We start from the raw sequence: 21043 nt of genomic DNA, 5'->3' as shown, positions 1-21043 counted from the left end.
TTCAAACTGGAAATACTCTACTGCCGTTCGGGATCGCGGACCAGCGCCGAAACCGGCACGATTTCAATGCCGCGCTTCTTGACCTCATTGGCCCATTCGGAAACTGCATCGACGGTCACCGCAAAGGCCGAGCCGGTGCCGATGGCGCTGCCATTGGCACGCGCGGTCCGCTCCAGCTCATCGAGACGATCAAGGATCGCGCCGCGCTCCTGCGCTGCATCGATCAGAATATCCGCCGCCGCGAAAGGCACTGCATCGCTTCCCGCAATCCGGTCAGCCTGGCTGCGCGCCGAGGTGCCGTCGTCGAGATAATAAAGACCGCGCTTTCCGATCTCGCCCAGCACCGGCGAAAATGCTTCCGTCTCGGATGTAAAACGCGCACCCATATAATTCATCACACCGGCATAATTGGTCATCCGCGACAGCGCCCACAGCAAGGAAGCCTGATTCTTGCTGGCCCCATCATCCACCGTCAGCGTATTGCGACCAGGGTTGACGCGCGGATAGTCGAAAGGCTCCATCGGCAATTGCAGCACAAGTTCATGACCGTTTTGCCGGGCTGCCTGCATCCAGCGCTGCAAACTGTTGCCCTGCGGCGCAAATCCGAGCGTGACTTCCGGCGGAAGCTTGTCGACCGCCTCCATGCTGCCGGTCTGTGACAGCCCAAGACCACCAATGACAAGTGCAATCCGCGCGCCACGCGCGCCAGACCATCCCGCTGCATAGGCATCCATCGGGCGCAGTCCGTCCGCCCCGCGCACCGGCAGCGGGCCGGTGGGGCTTTGCTCGACCAGCGCCTGTTCCGGCAGATGGGCGACACGCTTATCCTGTCCGGATTGATGCGTGTTCTGCACCACGACCACATTCCCTTCCGCCATACCGGTGGCGGCACCTGGCATACCGGGTGGCATGTCCGGCGTGACCTTGATGATGGCAGGCCCCGGCTGTCCGCTTGCCCCGCGCAGCGCACTGCCGGGCGGCGGCGTATTGCCGGTTACGGGCTTGGCTCCAGTCTTGTTGGCGACTGGCGCTTCAACTTGCGTCGGCTCCACGGCGGCGGTTTCGGTTTTGCGAAAAGCCGCCTGATTGCTCTGCCAGATGGCGAACACCGCGCCACCGGCGAGACCAAGTCCACCTAAAATGACGAGGCCTGTCATGAACGAACGAAAAGCGCGGGAGCGTGAGCCCCCGCGCTTTTGCGGTTTCTTATCCAGTCCTAACGGGCTGTTCAGATCCAGCATGGAGCGATCAGTTCAACACGCCCTTCTTCGGATCCGGCGGGAATGCGGCATTGGCCACCTCACCACGCAGGAGCTTGAAGGCTTCGTTGAGCTGGATGTCGTCCTTCGGATCAGCCGGGACATAAGCCGACGAACCGGAGCCATTATCATCCTCGGCATTGCCCTTGATGTGGCCCTTGAGTTCGGATTCGCCGCGAACGACGTCCTCACCCTTCAGTTCCGGCGGCAAAGGCTGATCGACCTTGATGTCAGGCGTGATGCCCTTGCCCTGGATCGACTTGCCCGACGGCGTGTAATAAAGCGCCGTCGTCAGACGCAGCGAGCCGTTTTCACCAAGCGGAATGATCGTCTGCACCGAACCTTTGCCGAAGGACTGCGTGCCGAGCACCGTGGCGCGGCGATGATCCTGAAGCGCACCGGCAACGATTTCCGACGCGCTGGCCGAACCGCCATTGATGAGAACGATGACCGGCTTGCCGTCAGTCAGGTCGCCCTTGCGTGCATCGAAGCGGGTCACATCCTGCGGATCGCGACCACGGGTCGAGACGACTTCACCCTTGTCGAGGAAGGCATCGGAAACGGCAACAGCCTGATCGAGCAGACCGCCCGGATTGAGGCGAAGATCCAGCACGAAACCCTTGAGCTTTTCGGCAGGAATCTTGTCCTGAATATCCTTGATCGCCTTCTTGAGGTCTTCAGATGTCTGTTCGGTGAACGAGATCACGCGCAGATAACCGATGTCATTCTCGACGCGATAGCGGACGGCCTTCACCTTGATGACGGCGCGTGCGATCTTCAGCGTGATCGGCTTGTCGACGCCCTGGCGTTGGATGGTCAGCTCGATAGGCGAACCGATTTCACCGCGCATCTTGTCGACCGCATCGGTCAGCGTCAGCCCGCGAACTTCCTGCCCGTCAATCTTGGTGATGAGATCGCCTGCCAGCACGCCGGCCTTGGAAGCAGGCGTATCGTCAATCGGCGCAATGACCTTCACGAGATCGTTGTCCATCGTCACTTCGATGCCGAGACCGCCGAACTCACCCTTGGTCTGCACGCGCATGTCCTGCGCGGCTTCCGGGTTAAGATAGGAGGAATGGGGATCGAGCGAGGTCAACATGCCGTTGATCGCACTTTCGGTCAGCTTCTTGTCGTCCGGCGGCGTCACATATTGCGCGCGCACCCGTTCGAAAATATCGCCGAAAAGGGCCAGTTCCTTGTAGACATCGCTATCTTTCCCTGCCGCAAAAGCGGTGGAAGCCGGCGCGCCCTGGACCATCACCATGGCTGACGCCCCCAGAAGGGCCCCGGCGAACAGCAGCGATAGTTTACGTATCATTTTCACGTCCTTCCAGAAAGCCGTTCGGTCCACCAAGGGGCGGGATCGACGGGTTTTCCATCCTTTCGAAATTCAATGTAAAGCAATGGCGCACCATTGCCCACCTCTATCGGTGCAACACTTGCCAGAAGTTTTTCTCCCATTGCGCCGACCGGCTCTCCAGCAAGTACAAATTGGCCTTGCGATACGTCGATTCGACCCATGCCCGCCATTACGACATGATATCCATTGCCCGCGTCGAGTATCAAGAGCTGCCCGTAAGAACGGAAAGTGCCCGCATAAAGTATCACGCCATCGGAAGGTGACGTAATCGTGGCAGAAGGCAAGGTTTCGACAATCTGCCCCATCATGCTGCCGCCGACGCCGTCCTTGTCGCCGAAGCGCCGCATGGTCTTGCCAGCCGCAGGCAGAGCAAGCTTGCCCTGAAGCGAGGCAAAATCAATATGGGCTCGCAGATGCGTGTCGTCCGGCGTCGATTCCCCGGCCTTTTCCCTTGCTGCTGCAAGGCGATCCGCCTCGGCCTTGCGGGCTGCTTCGGCTGCATCGCGCACGCCTGCCATCTGCTTGTCGAGCCCGTCGATAAGGTCTTTCAGGCTGCCTGCCTTGGCCGCCAGTTCTTCCGAACGCGCGCGCTGCGCGTCGATTTCCTGTTCCGATTGCGACTGCAATTTCTTCTTCTCCTCAAGAAGAAGTGATTGCCGTTTCTGCTCTTCGGCCTGAACGGTGCGCGTCGTCTTCAGCTTTTCCTGTTCTTCGGTGATGGAAGCGGTGACCCGCTGCATATCCTTCAGATCGCCGGTCAGTTCTTCCACCTGCTCGCGCATTTCGGGCACGACAGCGCCCAGAAGCACGGCGCTACGCACCGAGGCAAGCGCATCGTCGGGCCGAACCAGAATGGCGGGCGGCGGGTTCAGGCCCATGCGCTGCAAGGCGGCCAGCACTTCCGCCAGAACGCCCCGCCTTGCGCGCAGCGACGAGCGAATACCGTCTTCCTGCTCGCGCAGCGAAACCAGCTTGTCGGCAATGTCGGCAATATCCTGCTGCAGCTTCTTGTCGGTCTTGGCCGACTGGATCAGCGCTGCGGTAATGGTGGCCTGGTCCTTCTTGAGCCCGGCCACCTCGTCTTCAAGCTGTTTCAGCTTGTCGCCGGTGACGGTGAGTTCGCTGCTGAGCTTTTCATATTCGCTCGCCGCCTGATCGCGTTGCTGCTGCAAGGCTTCCTGCGCAAGAACCGACGGCGCGCAGGCGAACACGCCAGCCAAGACGAGGCCAGCCTGCGCGAAAACAAGCAATCGTGGTCTTTTGAAAAAGCGTACAGGACTCATGCGTGTTCTATCAGGACGAAACAAGGCCAAATTCAGAGCCGAAACTAGCCCGAACCCGTTAACGAACCATCAACCATAAACCCGTCGACTGCAATGCCGAACCCAGCGCCGCCGCTCCTCCAAGCGTCAACCAAATTGGCAACTGCAGTCAGTAGGCCCCTCCGCATCCGTCCTTATGAATCAATCAGGCCGAGTTCTGCTTTTCTGCGCCGCATCATTTCGCGCATCGATGTCGTGCGTAGCGCCGCTTTTTCGTCGATCTTTTCGGTTTTTTTCCAGATGCCGTAGTGCTGTCGGAAATAGTCGATCACCAACAGGTCGGCGTGCACGCGACCCTGCCCGTCCTCGACATGGTTCAGGAGAGCGCTCACCCCGCTTCCCTTGCCTTCGGCGCGGCGGCAGTTCTGGCCGATCACCCATATCGGAATGCCACGTCTTTCAAGATGGCCGGAGATCCAGGGGTCGTCCACGGTCCACATGATGTCGGGAATATCGTAGAACAACTCATCGAACCATTCAGGATGAACAAGCACACCGGCAAAGCCGGAAATCTGGTCGGCATAACCGGGCATGCTGCGGTCCGGCTTATGCAGAAACAGGGAAGCGACGCGTTTCATTCTATACTTGTAGTCCTTGGGCTTCCAGCGGCTGCGCGGGAGCCGGTCGGCGGATCTGCCTGCATCGGCAATATCGGGAAATGTTTCCCCGACCTCGATAATGCAATGGCCCGGCTTGCACGCGGCTTCCGTCTTGAAACGCTGGTGCCAATTGGCATCGTAAATCTTGTCGTCGTCGCAGAACAGAATATCCACGTCCCGCCCCTTGAGATCGCGGGCCGCTGGCAGAACCTTGGTGGCAGGTCCGAGATCTTCCTCGCAACGGACAATTTTTATGCCAGCTGGCACTTCAGGCAAGCGCCCATCCCAATCGGGAAACCGCCTGTACTTGTGCGGTATATAGAGGCGGATTTCCTCGGCTTTCAGCCTTTGCGACAGAAGCGACAACAGCGTTGGCTTCAAAAGATCAAAACGCGGCGGAATAGTCGATAGCGATATAATCGTAGGCCTGTTCAATTTCCCCCCAAGCACTTTAGTTAATTCTAATAAAACAATGCATTATGCCCAATCAAATGCATTTCATGTCGGGAGCAATCCTAAGATTTCAGCGTATTGTCAAGGAAATGAACCGTATTACGAATGGTGATTCCGCGAGCCTGTGCACCGCGACGTCTCCACCCATTCCATCAGTGCCCGCCGGATTGCTATCTCCGGTGGCTCGGAGCGCGTGAAAGCCCACCAGATATGCGCGCCTTGCCAGATGCTTGCCATCTGCCAGCCAAGGCGTTCAGCTTTTGCCGCATCGCCGGAAAGTCGTCGCCCCAACGCATCTGCCAGATATAGGCCCCAAGCGGCCCCCCGTGCGCGCAAGACCGGGTTTCGAATGTCCTCGCGCAGAAGAAGCAAACCATCTGTGGCGTTATAATCCGCGGTGTCGGGGGGCATGAGCGCCATCAGCAGATCTATCGCGCCTTGCGGTGTGAGCGCCGCATTTTCGTCGGCAGTACGCGTTGCCGCATCGAGCTGATCCCACGCCCGTAACAGCACCGCCTCAAGCATGGATTGACTGCTGCCATAACGCTGGACGAGCGTAGCCGCCGAAAGCCCGGCAGCCTTTGCAGCCCGCGCAAAGGTAAGCCCGTCGGGACCTTCTTTCGCCACAACAGCCATTAATCGGTCGAGCACTGCCTCATCGGGCACGGATTTGGTTCTTGCCATGCAGAATATATAAACGTATATTCATTTATAAATCAATCGGAGAATTCATCATGGCAAGGATTGTCGGCTACATTGCCGCCAGTCTCGACGGATTTATTGCCGCCGAGAACGGAAACCTCGACTGGCTGTTCAAATATGACGGCGGAGATATGGGGGAGCACGATTACCGCACCTTCATCAAAGGAATACGCACTGTTGTCATGGGCCGGGGAACCTATGACTTCATCGCCGAAAGCGATGCGCCCTGGGCCTATGGCGACCAGAGAGCCATCGTCGTCACGTCAAGGCCGATCGAGACCCCGAAGGGGCCGCTCGAAATACGTCAGGATGTGGATGCGCTGATCACCGAAATACGGACATTCGACGATGGCGATGTCTGGATGCTCGGCGGCGGGCAATTGCAAATGGCATTTCTGGAACGCGGCGCGCTGGACGAGATCGAAATCTACCTCATCCCCGAACTCATTGGCGGCGGCATACCGCTATTTCCTGCAACCGGCTTCAAGGCGAGCCCTGTTCTCCTCAGCGCCAAGACGCTTGACCGCGGCTGCATACGCCTGCATTACGCATTTCAAGACCGATGATAAGGATGGCCTGCCAGAATGGTAGCGGCGCGATAAAGCTGCTCGGCAATCAGGATGCGGGCGATCTGATGCGGCCAGGTCAATTCGCCCAGCGCCAGAACGAGATCGGCGCGTGATCGCAATGCCGGATCGTGGCCGTCCGGCCCGCCAATGGCGACGATGAGCTGGCGCTTGCCGTCGTCCCGCATCCGCCCGATGCGATCCGCAAAAGCTTCCGATCCGAGCGCCTTGCCGCGCTCGTCGAGAAGGATCAAGGCAGCTCCATTATCGAGAGCTTCATGGATGCGCTGGGCCTCTTCGGCCTTGCGCAACTCTGCCGTCTGGCCCCGGCTTTCGGGAATTTCGCTCACACCGGCGAATTCAAGCCCCAATGGCGGTCCAGCTTTCGAAAATCGATCGAAATAGCGCTCGACCAACTCCCGTTCGGGGCCGGCTTTCATCCGGCCCACGGCAAAAACACTTACACGCATGACGCTCTCAATTCATCGAATTAAAGCGTATCACGCTTTAATCTTCTTCTTTCACGCATTATCCGACGCAAAACCGCTTCGCACTTTTACGGGAAATGCTCTAATGCACCAATCCCGGCGCACGTTCGGTGTCGAACGCGTCGAAACCCTCGTCGAGCCAGATCTTCTCGAGATTGTAGAAATCACGAACTTCCGGTCGGAAGACATGGACGATGATGTCGCCGGTGTCGATGAGAACCCAGTCGCCACTCTCGAGACCTTCGACCCGTATATCCTTGCAGCCTGCTTCACGCAGGGCCTGCAGGAGATGGTCGGCAACCGCCGTCACATGGCGATGCGAACGGCCCGACGCGACGATCATATAATCGCCGATCGTTGATCTTCCGCGAATGTCGATGGGGATGATGGATTCTGCCTTGGAGTTTTCGAGACTGGCCAAGGCCGCGTCGAAGGTCTGGGACACGAGATTGGACTCGTCCATCCTGACCGTTGAAGGCGCGTGATGAGCCTTCTTCTCAATTGCTGTTCTCAGTGTATTCCCTTTCTCAACAGAACAACGCCGTGTGGCAGTTATAAGCACCACACTCCCTAAAATAGGCAGAGTCCCTGTTTTGTTTCAAGAGTATCGGCTTTTCCAACCCGTTCACTTTTTCAGTTTATTCGCCCGTTTTGCATATATCTTGTCGAAATCGTCATGAAAGCATCAAGATCATGTACGGGATTTGCGGATCGCGCTGGATGAGAGCGACGAACGCGGTCCGTGGATGAAGGTCCAGGCCGGAGGTGTGCGACGCGCCAGCATCGGCGCATATTGTTCATCGACACGGCTGTCGGAGAATGTCTGTGCCATGCGTGACGACAGATGAGCCAGCGTCGAGCCCGGACGGTCGATAACCGCAATCGGAAAGTTCTGCGCAATCTCGCGCCAGCGCTGCCAGCGGTGGAAGGAGGCAAGATTGTCCGCGCCCATCACCCAGACAAAATGGACGCCGGGATTGGCATCGCGGATAAGCGCGAGAGTATCCGCCGTATAACGCACATTGAACGCCGCTTCGAGGGCCGTCACCTTGATGCGCGGGTCGGATGCAATTTCCTCGCTCAGCTTCAACCGGTCGGCAAGCGGTGCCAGTTCGCGGCTGTCCTTCAGCGGGTTGCCCGGCGTCACTATCCACCAGAGCTGGTCGAGCTTCAGCCGCCGGATGGCAATTTCCGCCACCAGCGCGTGCCCGCCATGCGGCGGGTTGAACGAGCCGCCGAACAGCCCGACCGCCATACCCTTCTCGACATAAGGCATGCGCAGATAATGCGCATCGACACCAGGATATTGCGCCTTCAATGCGGAAAGCCCGAAGCCGAATTTCATTCGAACCTAACCACGGATCTGCCCGTCACCGCGCACACGATATTTGAACGAGGTGAGCTGCTCCACGCCAACCGGCCCACGCGCATGCATCTTGCCGGTAGCGATGCCGATTTCCGCACCCATGCCGAACTCGCCACCATCGGCAAATTGCGTCGAGGCATTGTGCAGGAGAATGGCCGAGTCAATCTCGTTGAAGAAGCGCGCAACCGCTGCCGCATCCTGCGTTACGATAGCTTCGGTGTGATGCGAGGAATAGCGGTTGATGTGTTCAATCGCGCCCGAAATACCGTCAACCAAAGCAACGGAAATGATCGCATCGAGATATTCGGTCGACCAGTCGTCTTCGGTGGCAGGCTTTGCCGCCCGATAGAGCGCCAGCACGTCCTCAGACCCGCGAATTTCACAGCCTTTGGCGGACAAATCTTCAAGGATCGGTGCCAGATGGGTCAAAGCCGCAGCACGATCCACCAGAAGCGTTTCCGCCGCGCCGCAAATGCCGGTGCGCCGCATCTTGGCATCGACTGCAATCTTGCGAGCCATGTCGAGATCGGCCGACTTGTCGATATAAAGATGGCAGATGCCTTCCAGATGCGCGAAGACCGGCACCCGCGCTTCCGACTGAACGCGGGCAACAAGGCTTTTGCCACCACGCGGCACGATCACGTCAATCGCACCGTCCAGACCTTTCAGCATTTCGCCAACAGCGGCACGGTCTGTCACCGGCACGATCTGGATCGCATCGGCTGGCAGGTTGGCAGCTTCAAGCCCCCTGACCAGTGCTTTATGAATGGCCGCCGACGAATGTGCCGAATCCGAGCCGCCGCGCAGAATGACGGCATTGCCTGCCTTCAGGCACAGCGCACCGGCGTCGGCGGTCACATTGGGGCGGCTTTCGTAAATGACGCCGATCACACCCAGCGGCGTGCGCACGCGCTCGATATGGAGGCCATTCGGACGGTCCCATTCAGCAATCACTTCGCCCACCGGATCAGGCAGGGCGGCAATGGCGCGGATACCGTCAGCAATCGCATTGATCCGGCCGTCATCGAGCGTCAGCCGGTCAACGAAGGATGCTGCCATGCCGCTCTTTTCCGCATTGGCCAGATCAAGCCTGTTGGCTGCAAGAATGTCGCCACGCGCTTCAAGCATCGCATCGGCGGCGGCAATCAGCGCCTTGTTCTTCTGTTCAGTGGTGGCGATGGAAAGAGGGGCTGCGGCAGCGCGTGCCTTGCGGCCCACTTCCGCCATCACTGCAGCAATGTCGTTTGCCGTTTCTGCCTTGGTCAGCATCCCATCTCCCCCTAGTGTGGTGGACTTGAAGTTCCTGTCATTTGCATGGCATTCGCGTTCAGGAACTTCAAATCCGCAAACCACACTTGATTTAATATAATACTGGTGTGGCTTTGAATCCGAAATTCGTTCGCAACGCCACACCAAAGTAATGCGAATTTTGGATTCGCCACACTATGCGACTTCTGCATTGCTGGCAGCACGCACAACCAGATCGTTGCGGTGGATCATCGCCGCGCGAGCATCATAGCCAAGAATTTCACTGATCTCATCGCTTTTATGGCCTGCGATCTTGCGCGCGTCCTCGGCATCATAAGCGATCAGTCCGCGCGCGATTTCGCGCCCGTCTTCGTTCATCACAGCAACCGTATCGCCGCGCTCGAACTGGCCGTCGATTTCCTTCACGCCCGCTGGCAAAAGCGACTTGCCGGATTTCAGCGCCTTGGCCGCACCGGCATCCACCGTCAAACGGCCGGCCGGTTCAAGATTGCCGGAAATCCAGGTTTTCCAGGCATTGACCGGCGCACGCGCCGGTTCAAACAACGTTGCGCGCTCCCCGCGATCAATTGCCGAAAGCGGGCCAAAACGAGTACCCGATGTGATAATCATCGCGGTCCCTGCCGCATTGGCGATCTTGCCTGCGTCGAGCTTCGTCTTCATGCCGCCGCGCGACAGTTCCGACGCCGCCGCTCCGGCCATGGCCTCGATCTGCGGCGTGATGGTTTCGACCAGAGGCAGAAACGCAGCATCCGGGTTCTTGTGCGGCGGGGCCGTATAAAGCCCGTCAATATCGGACAGCAGGACCAGCAGGTCCGCGCCCATCATGGTCGCCACACGTGCGGCCAGACGATCATTGTCACCATAGCGGATTTCGGTGGTCGCCACCGTATCGTTCTCGTTGATGACCGGGATAGCCTTCAGCTTCAACAGCGTCTCGATGGTCGCGCGCGCATTGAGATAGCGGCGGCGTTCCTCGGTATCGGAAAGCGTGACGAGAATCTGGCCTGAGCGGATGGAATGGCCGCCGAGCACATCGGCATAGGCCTTGGCGAGCGCGATCTGGCCTGCGGCAGCGGCAGCCTGACTTTCCTCAAGCTTCAGCGCCTTCTTTGGCAGCCCCAGAACCGTGCGTCCAAGTGCAATAGCACCTGAAGAAACCACCAGAACTTCGACGCCCGCATGATGAAGAGCGGCAATGTCCTGTCCGAGGCTTTCCAGCCAGTCCCGCTTGAGACCGGCGACCCGATCCACCAGAAGAGCGGACCCGATTTTAACAACGATGCGGCGATAGTCTTTCAGTTTCTTCAGCATGCCTTCATTCCCCTCGCCGCATCCAAAGCGCATCCCGAAAAGTGTGAAACGGTTTTCGGACAAGATGCGCGCCCGAATAAAATCCGACGCTTATTCTTCGGCTTCCGCCGTTCCGGCCTCTGCGGCGCGGCTCTGATCGATGACGCTTGCGAGCTGGCGCAGAGCATCATTCAGACCTTCATGGCTGACAGCTGAAAGCAGCAGCGGGTCGCGCCCGCATGCCTTTTTCAGCGCCTTGACCTTGGCCTTGCGCGCTTCAGGATCCAGCGTATCGATCTGCGACAGCGCAACAATTTCCGGCTTGTCGGCAAGCCCGTGCTCATAGGCCTCAAGCTCACCACGAATGACCTGATAGGCCTTGGCAACATCCTCTTCCTGCGCCGAAACCAGATGCAGCAGAACGCGCGTACGCTCGACATGGCCGAGGAAACGGTCGCCAAGGCCGACGCCCTCGCTCGCTCCTTCGATGAGGCCCGGAATATCGGCGATAACAAATTCGCGACCGTCCACACGCGCGACGCCCAGATTGGGATGCAGCGTGGTGAATGGATAATCGGCAATCTTCGGCTTGGCAGCTGTCACGCTTGCAAGGAAGGTTGACTTTCCGGCATTGGGCAGACCGACCAGACCAGCATCGGCGATCAGCTTCAGGCGCAGCCAGATGGTGCGTTCGATGCCATCCTGTCCGGGATTGGCGCGGCGCGGCGCGCGATTGGTCGAGGTCGTGAAATGCAGATTGCCGAAGCCGCCATTGCCGCCCTTGGCCAGCCGGTAGCGCTGGCCGATTTCGGTGATGTCGCAGATCAGCGTTTCGTCGTCTTCCTCGAAAATCTGCGTGCCGACCGGCACCTTGAGAATAACGTCGTCGCCCTTGCCGCCGGTCATGTTGCGGCCCATGCCATGCATGCCGGTCTTGGCCCGGAAATGCTGCTGATAGCGATAATCGATCAGCGTGTTGAGACCATTTACAGCCTCGACCCAGACATCGCCGCCGCGTCCGCCGTCACCGCCGTCAGGACCGCCGAATTCGAGAAATTTCTCGCGGCGGAACGAAACCGCCCCCGCACCGCCATTGCCGGAGCGGATGTAGATCTTTGCCTGATCGAGAAACTTCATCTGAACGTAACCTTCTTGGATGCCCGCACTCTGGCGGGCTTTTGGGCGGCAGGCGCCCTGAATATCGTTACATGCGGGCGTGTGCCCGCATGTGGTGTGTTGCAATTACAGCAAAAGCGGCCTCCTGCAAACAGTCGAGGAGGCCAGATTTCATCCGAGTTTGTCTTTCCAGACCGGATCGGTGAAATCGATATAGATCAATTCCTGATCCAGATACTGGCCCTGCACGTAAAGTGACTTGGGTTCGACACCGTAAGTCTTGAAACCAAGCGCATAATAGACGCGCTTGGCGGCTTCATTCGTGGCCACCACCTTGGCATCCAGAACGAGGACCTGCTTTGCAGCATGATCGATGACCTTGCTGACGAGAGCCTTGCCGAGTTCCAGCCCGCGTGCTTCGGGGGCCACATAGACACCCCAGAGCGTTCCGCGATGGCGCTCGGACTTGCGGTCGTGGCGGAAAAGGCCAGCCGTTCCCAGCAGGCTTTCGCCGTCGAAGGCACCGAAAACCACATTGCCGTCCACCTGTTCCAGACGACGCGCGAACACGCTGTCCGAATAGGCATTTTCTTCTTCGAAACTCGAACCGAAGGCCATTGGCGCACGCTGCAAGGCGCTTAATCTTATAGCCCGATAGCGATGCAGATCACCCTTTTCGAGCGCACGCACCACGATCTTCTCGCGTGCGATTGCGTGAGTATCCATCATTTCATTCCCCGTTATTATTGGTCCTGCGGCCTATAAGGTTTGGCACGCAGGACCTTTTGTTTATGACTGCCAGCTTCTCAGCCCGATCCAGGTGCGACGATCAAGGACATAGCGCTCGACCGGCACATTGCCTGCAGCAAGCGAATCCGCCATGCCCATGCTGCTGAACTGGAACCCGCACTTGTGGATCACCCGGCGCGAGCCGCCATTGCTGGCCCGGCACGAGACATGAAGCCGCTCGATGGCAGTTGCGCGGAAAGCCAGATCGATCAGGGCATGAGCGGCCTCGGTGGCAAAGCCGTGCCCCCAATAGGGCTCGCCCAGCCAGTAGCCGATTTCCAGCCCCTCGCCATGCTTATGCGCATGAATGCCGCAGCAACCCATAAAGATGCCGGTTTCCGCTTGCGTGATGGCGTAGATGCAATTGCCCATCTCGCCTTTTCGCACGCGCTCGACAAAATCGACGGCATTTTCGCGCGTGTATGGATGCGGCATGCGGGCAAGCATACCGGAGACGCGGGCGTTATTGGCAAGATAGGAAATCGCATCCACGTCTTCGACATGCGGCGGGCGCAGGACCAGCCTTTCAGTGACGAGGACAGGACAGTCTAATTCGTAAGCCAGATCAGGGCTCAGATCATCAGCCAGACTGGCCGCCAAACCGGGCTTCAGGCCAGGCGACAGATCGGTGTAACTGTCTCTTCTTTCGCTACTGCTTGCGTCGTAACAATCTTCTTCCAGAACTTCGACAACCATTTTTCGTTCCTCCAGATGCAAAAAGGGAAGATGGTGGCCCCATCTTCCCTTCGATCTTTTGGCTAGGCTGCCATTTGCACCGGGTCCGATGGGACGCCGGTGCTTTAGAGAGTGCCCGGCTTACTCTGCTGCTTCCGCGATCGGGTCTACCGATACGTACGTACGGCCGTTGGCTTTCGTACGGAAAGATACAGAACCGTTCGTGGTTGCAAAAATCGTGTGGTCCTTGCCGAGGCCAACATTGGCGCCCGGATGCCACTTCGTGCCGCGTTGGCGCACGATGATGTTGCCGGCGAGCACAGCTTCGCCGCCGAACTTCTTCACGCCAAGGCGTTTGGATTCTGAATCGCGACCGTTACGCGAGGAACCGCCAGCTTTTTTGTGTGCCATTGGTGTTCTCCTTTAATCTCTCTACTTACTCAGCCGACTCGGCCTTGGCTGCTGCCTTCTTAGGCGCTGCCTTCGGAGCCTTCTTCTCGGCGGCCTTCTTGGAAGGCTTTGCGCCGTCGGTGAGGATCTCCGAGATACGGATGGTCGTCAGTTCCTGACGATGACCGCGGGTGCGCTTCGAGTTCTGACGGCGACGCTTCTTGAACGCGATGACCTTGCGGCCACGGCCCTGTTCGACAACTTCGGCGGTGACGAGTGCACCGGCAACGGTCGGGGCGCCAATGGTCGAGCCAACCATCAGGACTTCTGCGAATTCTACGATGTCACCGGCTTCGCCAGCAACTTTTTCGACCTTGATGAGGTCGTTTGCGGCAACGCGATACTGCTTGCCACCGGTCTTGATGACTGCGAACATTTGTTGTCCTTTCGGTTGTTCGGTCCGGCTCTCATTTCCACGACATTGGCGTCGAAGTGATGGGCCGTCTTTTTATCAGTCGGTTGATGAGCGGGCTTTTGGCCCTGATCGCAGCCCGGAAAAGCCCGAAATCTGCAATCAAAACAATAGGCGCGGATTACCCCACGCCTAAGGTCTGGTGCTTATAGGTGTGAAGCGGCAGAAAAGTCAAGAATTTTCACAAGGGAATGCAAATTAGCTCTTGTCTAATCGGCGCTGGCCCGTTATTGAGCCGCTGCACGCTCGGCATTCGCTATTGATGCTCTTTACTGTGCGATTCTTCAAGGGTCGTTTTACAGTGTTGCATAACGCGGAGAGGTGGCTGAGTGGTTGAAAGCACCGCACTCGAAATGCGGCATGGGGGCAACTCCATCGGGGGTTCGAATCCCTCCCTCTCCGCCATTTATTTTCCCGGCACAAACAATCAGCCATCCGGCGCACATGGTCTGTCCTTTGCTGCTGCAGAATTGAGCGCACGCTTCTCCGCATCGCGCAAACCATGCTAGAAGCGTATCATGACTGTGCTATCCGACGTTGCTCCTATCTATCACCCGCCGCTCGAACCCTATGTCTCGATCCTTCATCGCGATCCAGGCTTTCTCGTGCTGGACAAGCCAGGCGGCTTGCTGTCTGTACCGGGGCGTCACCCGGCATTGTCGGACAGTCTCGCAACGCGCGTTCGGGAGCAGTTTCCGCAAGCCCAGATGATCAATCGTCTCGACAAGGACACGTCCGGCCTTGTGCTGATGTCGCTCAACCGCAAGGCACATGCCGCCATTGCCTCGCAGTTCGAGGCACGGACGACGGAAAAATCCTACGTCGCGGTGGTCTGGGGGCGCGTCGAAGGTGACGAAGGGTTGATCGATCTGCCGTTGGCGATTGATCCCGACAACAAGCCGCGCCATCGTGTCGACCGCGATCACGGCAAATCCGCGCAGACACGCTGGCAGGTTATGGATCGGGGCGAAAACACAACCCGACTGCGGCTTTTTCCGCTGACAGGCCGCACGCACCAGCTGCGCGTACACATGAAAGCGCTCGGCCACGTGATCCTCGGCGATGAATTCTACGCCGAAGGCGAAGCACTTTCTGCCGCAGATCGCCTGCTGCTGCACGCGGAAGAATTATCTTTCCGGCATCCCGACGGTCGCTCTGTGACCTTTACCGCGCCCTGCCCCTTCTGAGAGCATCCATGTCGCAGAAAATCGAACCATCGGAACTGATCGTTGATTTCGTCGGAGGCGCTGTCGGTCACCGGTTTCGCTCCGGCGAAGGACGCGGACAGGCCCTCGCCAAGGCCGCCGGATTGACGCGCGATGTCATGCCGGAAATCGTCGATGCGACGGCGGGCCTCGGGCGCGATGCCTTTCTGCTGGCATCGCTGGGTGCGAAGGTAACGTTGATCGAGCGCTCCGAAAAGATGCATGGTCTTCTCGCCGAAGGATTGGCACGCGCAGCCGCAGAAGGCGGTCGCTATGCCGAGACCGTCGCACGCATGACACTTCTGCTGGGCGATTCCTGCCTGCTCCTGCCTGAACTGAAGCCGCAGGTCGTGCTGGTTGACCCGATGCATCCTCCACGCGGCAACAGCGCGCTCGTCAAGAAGGAAATGCGGCAGATCCGCGAGATCGTTGGCACCGATCCAGATGCCGAGCGGCTGATGCAAGTGGCGCTGGAAGCCGCACAGAACCGCGTGGTGCTGAAGTGGCCGTTGCGCGCCGACCCGATGGCCGGATTGCGCAAACCCTCTCATCAGATACTCGGCAAAAGCACGCGCTACGACGTGTTCGTCAAGGCCAGGATCAGGGGCCAGGATCGGCTGCCAGAATAGGCTGAAAGTGACGCAGTAGCTAAGCCTGCCCGTCCTCGCCCGAAGCACGTCCGCGCGACATCTGATCGGAATAGATACTGACGCTGTTGCGCCCCTTCGCTTTAGCATCATACATGGCGGCATCTGCGGCCGCGAACAGTTCGGTGACCGACCGGCCATGCCTCGGAAAACAGGCAACACCGATACTGCAGGTGACTTCCAGAAATATCCCGCCAAGCTCGACCGGCTCGCTGATCCTGCGCCTGATTTCATCCAATCGTGAGCAGAAATCCCCGTCATCGGCCTGCAGGACAAGAATGAACTCATCCCCGCCCATGCGACCGGCAAGCTCACCGTCACGCAGCAGTAGCGCAATCCGTCCGGCAATCTGCTGCAGGAGCTTGTCTCCGGCAGCATGACCAAGTGTGTCGTTGACTGGCTTGAACTGGTCCAGGTCAAGAAAACCGACAGCCACCCGCTGAGAATGGGCGGCAGCCTGTTCGAGTATCCGTTCAAGCTTTCGTTCCAGAAAGGCCCTGTTCGCCAGTCCCGTCAGCGTATCGTGCTCAGCCAGATAACGAATGCGCTCGTCGGCGATGCGTCGGTCGATGGCGATGCCAGCCATCCCGGCGGCAGCGGTCAAAAACTCGCGAAGGCCGCGATCATCCGAAGCCTCTTCATCCACCACGAAGCCGAGAACACCATGCCCCTCACCGTCCGCAGACGGAATCTCCATGGCAAATATGGCTTTGCTATCGGGAGCGAGAGCTTCCAGCGTCGCCTCAAGGCGTGCCGCAGATAGTGGCTCAGACCCGTCTCTCAAATTGCTTGCCAAAGGCTGCAGCGACGGTGCGGAAATGACAATATCGTCACTGGTCTCGCCGGTAACCATTGCAACGCAATGAACGCCAGCCGCAAGCCCCTCCAGCAACCGGGTCAACTGGTCGACAAATTCCGGTATGGCGACCGCGCTCACCGTCATTTCCAGAATACGGGCCTGAACCTGCATAAAGCGTTCAGCTCGCTTCTTGACGGAGATATCACGGGAAACGCCCACGACGCCGATGATATTGCCGCTTCTATCCCGCAAAGGCACCCGCGAGATCATGAGCCAGCGATCGGCTCCTCCACGCATGGCGCGCTCTTCATAGCCGAGATCGGGCTGGCCGCTCTCCATCACCTGCTTTTCGATCTCGGAAATACGAGCGATGATCGCAGCTTCGCCGTGAACATCGAAGTCGGTCAGTCCAATCAGTTCCTTGATGTCCGAGAGGCCGTTGTTGCGAACCACCGCCTCATTGGCGAACAGGAACCGGCCCTGCAGGTCCTTGGCATAGATGAAATCCGGCACGTGGTTGATCATCGCGACAAGCCAGTCGAGCTGCTCCGCGCCTATGGGGGCGTTGTCGCCCGGCTTTTGTTCCGACGGCTGATGCACCCCGTCAGCAGGGTGCGAAGTATCGTTGTTTTCACCGACGCCAGGCGGTGATTTATCTGCCAGACCTTTCATGGATAGAGCCCCTCCATGCTTGCAAGGTCATATTAGCAATCTTTTGGTTAGTGGAAATGGCTTAAAACGGTCGTATCCACGCTTTGCGTCATATCCGACACACTGTTCGCCGTTCATCACCCAAGATGAGTACAATCTAATGGTTTTTTTCGAATCTGACGTTTGAACCGAGATTAATGTCGGACGGGCATCAAATGCCAAATTCAATCCACTAGAATTCGAGTTCCTGGCATTCTGGCTCAACATCCACAGACCAGATCAAGGGAAGCGTTATCGCGAGAGCCAACAAGAGCAGACCCGCTATGATGATCGCTGCGAATTGTAATGATGCAAGTGAACCCAGAACGCCGACCAGCAAGCTACCAATCGGCATTCCGGCATAACCGATAACCCGAAATGCAGAATTGGTTCGACCAAGCAGATCCCTCGGCGTCAGACTTTGCCTGAAAGCCGTCACGGCAACAAACCAAAGACTAAGCCCTACCCCCGCCAGAAAGGTCGTGAGCCAGACAAGCAAAGCATTGTTGCAGAAGGCCGGGACGATCAGCAGGGCAACAGTGCCTAATCCGTCAGCTAACACAGCGGTCCGTACCGATGTTGAACCGAGAAGTTGTCGCACAAACAAGGCTCCAGTCATCGATCCGACAGCATATGCGCCGAACATGATTCCATACTGGCTGACATCCAGTCCGAGATGCTGATCGCCCGTAACGAAAAGCACGAAAGAAGTCAAAAAGGCTCCAAATACGACTGACAGAAAGAAAGTCAGAATGGTCAGCGAAGTTAACTGTCGATTAGAAAAAATGAATCTGAAGCCCGCCATAATGTAGTTAATTGTGATGCTTGATTTACTTATCGGTGGAAGCTCCGGGATTGCCAGTTGCACTGTCCAGATTGTGGCAATCAGTACGGCGATTATCAGCAGGTAAAAACTCTGCGGGCTTGAGGTCAGAACGGCGGTGGTCACAACGGGTCCGATGAAGTATGAAAAGCCGAAATCCAGAAATAGCACAATGGAATAGAAGCTGGTGAGCTGGTCTCCCTCCATAATGAGCGGCGGGACCGTTAGCATATAAGCTTCAGCTGAAACCACGATGATTCCAGCGATCATTGCGTAGACGAAAATCTGCTCAACCGGAATGAATTGGAGCCTATGCATCAGGAACAGAATGAGGTGGATGACGATGAAGAGTGCAAGTGCGCGAACCGCGAGCACCACCTTTTCATTCCGGTCCAGCAAAATGCCCGCGACGATGCCGAAAAGGGGCCATGCCAAAGAGAACAGCCCCTGTGACCAGCTTATCCCCAAAACGCCGTAACCCGACTTTGTTGCAAGCAAAGGTATGGCAGTGCGCAGGGCACCGCTGAGAAACGCGAGAAGAACAACAGTCAGACAGAAATAACGAATATGCCGATGGGACAATATCTCATGCATCGCTATCTCCGTCAGGCTGCCGTAAACACTTCTGTCGCTCCATCCAGTACAGCCGGGGCGTTCAACATTTCCGCGACGTAATCATCCACGATAGCTCTGTCGGCTTGAGGAAGCAGATAGAACATCAAGCCGGAGTACTATTGCCACCCTGTCCGCGTGAGTTGCATGCAATGCTCATCTTCAACGACGAGACCCGCTTTGATGACGCGTCGCAAATTTTCTCTGACAAACGGATCTACATTCCTCCAGTCGATGCGTTCCTTGGCGACATACCCGCTATAGGGAAGGCGCATGCAGAGAGCTTTGGATGCACTCTGTCGCGTCGGTGCCCAGTTGTAGTGTACTTTCGCCGCACCGTGTTCCCTGATATCTGCGATATAGTCGCTACGATTTGGATTGGCGCGAGTAATGAACGGTCCTAATATAGATTGGGCAGAAGCCCCAAACCCAACAACATAGTCGTCATGATAGCCATGTAGATACTTGTGATAGCGGAAATTATCTGCTGAACACATACCTGCCAGATTGAGCGGTCCGCAGTTTGCATCTCTGATATAAGAATGCCCATTGCAAGGAGCATAGCCACATTCACGCAAAACTGTGTCACCAAACAAGCGAAGAACTTGTCGATGAGCCAAGCTGGACGGCTCCATCGCTTTCACGGAATACAGTTTATGAAGCTTTGGCGTGATAGAAATATTATTGACGGGATAAAGATTAATGGTCTCAGGCTGCAACTCGGTTGCGCGTTTTAGATCGTGGATGAATTCCTCAGATAACTGACCATGCATTCCATACAGAATATCAAACCCGACACGCCCAATAATTTCCTGTGACCAGTGCACAGTATTCTCTATCTGTTCACGCGACGACGTTAAGTCAAACAGTGCGCGAAAACGTTCAACGAACGTCTGGATTCCAAAGCTGATACGATTGACCCCAATCTCACGAGCGGCATACAATTTTTCTTTGGTTACGCTTTTAGGCTCACATTCGAACGTGAATTCATCAAGGGATGTCAAGTCGAACTCGCTGTGAAGTAGCGAGCCAAGTTTTCTTATGTTCTCGGCACTTAAAACAGATGGCGAACCGCCGCCAATATAGATGGTACGGATACGTCCGCCTAATGAACGAACGAAATTACCTTTGATACTTATTTCTCTGACAAGTTCGTCAGTATAATCGTCAATTTGACTGGCATGTTTATAAGCGCCTTTTTGAAAGGGGCAAAATGAACAGATAGTTTCGCAGAACGGAACATGGAGATAAAGAGAAACACTTTGAGCCCGCGGAACCTTGTCACAATCAATCAGCTCGGAATAATTTATATAACCGCGGAATTTGTCTGAAATTGTCCGAAACAACGGATATGTGAAGTTGTATATTGGCTTCAGCTGATCAAATTTCACGAACGGGTGGTCAACAAGCTGCATTTTCCTCTCCGCCAACGAAATACCGCGTCACAAAGCAAAGGCGACCGGGTATTCCGGTCGCCCATCACTTACCAGGAGAATTCACGAAACATAGCTTTCCCTCCAATTTAATAGTTAGTTGTGCATCTTGGCACAACATCAATACTGAATAATCAAAATTCAAACCACAATCCGCGAAGTATTGCTTGCTAGATATTTGTATTTATTAGAATATAATAAATTAAGGTATTCACTCAACGATCGGGATATGCGGAACATCGCAGACCTCTAAGAACCGGTTCCAAAAGTCGTCCTGTGCGGCTGCAAATTGCTCAGCGAACGCTTTGCCAGCTACGGTTGGCGTGATGGATCGGCTTGTGCGATTGAGGAGCCGGACGCCGAGATCGGCTTCGAGTTTACGCAAACGATGGCTGATTGCGGATGTTGTGACGCCGAGTTCGTTAGCGGCCTGTTTGATGCTCTGGCGTCGCACGATTGTGACGAATATGTTGAGATCGGCGAGCATTGAGCGTTCGAGGTTCACCATTTTCTTCCCTGGTTAAGCACATGCTCTGATAGCTCAAGCGGGCTGGTTTGTCGCTGTTTTGGGTGGTTGGAAGATTGCGGCGGTTAAACGCCAAAACCCCGCAGTTTTTCTACGGGGTTTGAATGTTTGGTTGCGGGGGCAGGATTTGAACCTGCGGCCTTCAGGTTATGAGCCTGACGAGCTACCGGGCTGCTCCACCCCGCGTTATGG

The 21043-nt window shown here is 56.9% G+C and carries 22 protein-coding genes and 2 tRNA genes; 4 read left to right on the top strand and 20 right to left on the bottom strand.

Annotated features, from left to right (window positions below; all coding sequences use genetic code 11):
* Window positions 1–17: 17 nt before the first annotated feature.
* The 5 genes from F9K94_RS19100 to F9K94_RS19080 all read right to left on the bottom strand — a co-directional run bounded on the left by F9K94_RS19100 (window position 18) and on the right by F9K94_RS19080 (window position 5677).
* The gene (locus tag F9K94_RS19100) at window positions 18–1241 is read right to left on the bottom strand and encodes a divergent polysaccharide deacetylase family protein (RefSeq protein ID WP_151647775.1); all 1224 of its coding nucleotides are present in this window, start codon (window positions 1239–1241) and stop codon (window positions 18–20) included.
* A gap of 7 nt (window positions 1242–1248) precedes the next feature.
* Complete coding sequence (locus tag F9K94_RS19095) at window positions 1249–2577, bottom strand: S41 family peptidase (protein ID WP_151555925.1); 1329 nt, start codon at window positions 2575–2577, stop codon at window positions 1249–1251.
* 2 nt (window positions 2578–2579) lie between these two features.
* Complete coding sequence (locus F9K94_RS19090; RefSeq protein WP_151555926.1) at window positions 2580–3902, bottom strand: murein hydrolase activator EnvC family protein; 1323 nt, start codon at window positions 3900–3902, stop codon at window positions 2580–2582.
* 173 nt (window positions 3903–4075) lie between these two features.
* Complete coding sequence (locus tag F9K94_RS19085; RefSeq protein ID WP_151555927.1) at window positions 4076–4975, bottom strand: glycosyltransferase family 2 protein; 900 nt, start codon at window positions 4973–4975, stop codon at window positions 4076–4078.
* Between the two features lie 117 nt (window positions 4976–5092).
* Entirely contained in the window at window positions 5093–5677 is a 585-nt protein-coding gene (locus F9K94_RS19080) for a TetR/AcrR family transcriptional regulator (RefSeq protein ID WP_151647773.1), read from the bottom strand.
* Between the two features lie 50 nt (window positions 5678–5727).
* On the opposite strand from F9K94_RS19080, the gene F9K94_RS19075 reads away from it, so the two are divergent.
* Window positions 5728–6261, top strand: coding sequence for a dihydrofolate reductase family protein (locus F9K94_RS19075; protein ID WP_151647771.1), 534 nt, complete (start codon window positions 5728–5730; stop codon window positions 6259–6261).
* Here the strand turns inward: F9K94_RS19075 and rlmH are convergent.
* From rlmH to rplU, 10 genes are all read right to left on the bottom strand, one after another.
* Window positions 6249–6731 carry a 23S rRNA (pseudouridine(1915)-N(3))-methyltransferase RlmH gene (rlmH, locus tag F9K94_RS19070; protein WP_010661512.1) on the bottom strand — a complete coding sequence of 161 codons (483 nt, stop codon included), beginning with the start codon at window positions 6729–6731 and terminating at the stop codon, window positions 6249–6251. The genes F9K94_RS19075 and rlmH overlap by 13 nt on opposite strands.
* Before the next feature lie 100 nt (window positions 6732–6831).
* On the bottom strand, window positions 6832–7212 hold the full coding sequence (gene rsfS / locus F9K94_RS19065; RefSeq protein ID WP_010661513.1) for a ribosome silencing factor: 381 nt from the start codon (window positions 7210–7212) through the stop codon (window positions 6832–6834).
* 228 nt (window positions 7213–7440) lie between these two features.
* Window positions 7441–8094: a nicotinate-nucleotide adenylyltransferase gene (locus tag F9K94_RS19060; protein ID WP_151647769.1), complete on the bottom strand. Its 654-nt coding sequence runs from the start codon at window positions 8092–8094 to the stop codon at window positions 7441–7443.
* Between the two features lie 6 nt (window positions 8095–8100).
* Window positions 8101–9384 (bottom strand): glutamate-5-semialdehyde dehydrogenase, encoded by a 1284-nt coding sequence (locus F9K94_RS19055; RefSeq protein WP_151647767.1) that lies wholly within the window; start codon window positions 9382–9384, stop codon window positions 8101–8103.
* 174 nt (window positions 9385–9558) lie between these two features.
* A complete protein-coding gene (proB, locus tag F9K94_RS19050) occupies window positions 9559–10695 on the bottom strand; it encodes a glutamate 5-kinase (RefSeq protein WP_151647765.1) in 1137 nt (378 codons plus the stop codon).
* Window positions 10696–10785: 90 nt separating this feature from the next.
* Window positions 10786–11811 carry a GTPase ObgE gene (gene obgE / locus F9K94_RS19045; protein WP_061347928.1) on the bottom strand — a complete coding sequence of 342 codons (1026 nt, stop codon included), beginning with the start codon at window positions 11809–11811 and terminating at the stop codon, window positions 10786–10788.
* 150 nt (window positions 11812–11961) lie between these two features.
* A complete protein-coding gene (locus tag F9K94_RS19040) occupies window positions 11962–12519 on the bottom strand; it encodes a GNAT family N-acetyltransferase (RefSeq protein ID WP_061347927.1) in 558 nt (185 codons plus the stop codon).
* Window positions 12520–12579: 60 nt separating this feature from the next.
* A complete protein-coding gene (locus F9K94_RS19035; protein WP_151647763.1) occupies window positions 12580–13275 on the bottom strand; it encodes a GNAT family N-acetyltransferase in 696 nt (231 codons plus the stop codon).
* A 120-nt stretch (window positions 13276–13395) separates the two neighbouring features.
* Window positions 13396–13665, bottom strand: coding sequence for a 50S ribosomal protein L27 (rpmA, locus tag F9K94_RS19030; RefSeq protein WP_010661520.1), 270 nt, complete (start codon window positions 13663–13665; stop codon window positions 13396–13398).
* Between the two features lie 25 nt (window positions 13666–13690).
* Window positions 13691–14080 (bottom strand): 50S ribosomal protein L21, encoded by a 390-nt coding sequence (gene rplU / locus F9K94_RS19025; RefSeq protein ID WP_061347925.1) that lies wholly within the window; start codon window positions 14078–14080, stop codon window positions 13691–13693.
* 351 nt (window positions 14081–14431) lie between these two features.
* Here rplU and F9K94_RS19020 point away from each other — a divergent pair.
* The 3 genes from F9K94_RS19020 (at window position 14432) to F9K94_RS19010 (ending at window position 15950) form a co-directional block, all read left to right on the top strand.
* A tRNA-Ser gene (locus F9K94_RS19020) sits at window positions 14432–14521 on the top strand.
* Window positions 14522–14634: 113 nt separating this feature from the next.
* Window positions 14635–15303 (top strand): pseudouridine synthase, encoded by a 669-nt coding sequence (locus F9K94_RS19015; protein WP_151647761.1) that lies wholly within the window; start codon window positions 14635–14637, stop codon window positions 15301–15303.
* Between the two features lie 8 nt (window positions 15304–15311).
* Complete coding sequence (locus F9K94_RS19010) at window positions 15312–15950, top strand: class I SAM-dependent methyltransferase (protein ID WP_151647759.1); 639 nt, start codon at window positions 15312–15314, stop codon at window positions 15948–15950.
* 19 nt (window positions 15951–15969) lie between these two features.
* On the opposite strand, the gene F9K94_RS19005 is transcribed toward F9K94_RS19010, so the two are convergent.
* The 5 genes from F9K94_RS19005 to F9K94_RS18985 all read right to left on the bottom strand — a co-directional run bounded on the left by F9K94_RS19005 (window position 15970) and on the right by F9K94_RS18985 (window position 21037).
* The gene (locus F9K94_RS19005; RefSeq protein ID WP_151647757.1) at window positions 15970–17439 is read right to left on the bottom strand and encodes a diguanylate cyclase domain-containing protein; all 1470 of its coding nucleotides are present in this window, start codon (window positions 17437–17439) and stop codon (window positions 15970–15972) included.
* A gap of 211 nt (window positions 17440–17650) precedes the next feature.
* Window positions 17651–18874, bottom strand: coding sequence for an MFS transporter (locus tag F9K94_RS19000; RefSeq protein WP_151647755.1), 1224 nt, complete (start codon window positions 18872–18874; stop codon window positions 17651–17653).
* Between the two features lie 137 nt (window positions 18875–19011).
* Window positions 19012–20307, bottom strand: coding sequence for a coproporphyrinogen-III oxidase family protein (locus tag F9K94_RS18995; protein WP_151647753.1), 1296 nt, complete (start codon window positions 20305–20307; stop codon window positions 19012–19014).
* A 229-nt stretch (window positions 20308–20536) separates the two neighbouring features.
* Window positions 20537–20833, bottom strand: a complete 297-nt coding sequence (locus F9K94_RS18990; protein ID WP_235920657.1) for a helix-turn-helix domain-containing protein — start codon at window positions 20831–20833, stop codon at window positions 20537–20539.
* A gap of 127 nt (window positions 20834–20960) precedes the next feature.
* A tRNA-Met gene (locus F9K94_RS18985) sits at window positions 20961–21037 on the bottom strand.
* Window positions 21038–21043 lie beyond the last annotated feature (6 nt).

The sequence above is a fragment of the Brucella tritici genome (assembly GCF_008932285.1).
Classification (GTDB): Bacteria; Pseudomonadota; Alphaproteobacteria; order Rhizobiales; family Rhizobiaceae; genus Brucella; species Brucella tritici.
Note: the sequence above shows the minus strand (reverse complement) of the source record. Positions and strands in the feature narration are given on the sequence as shown.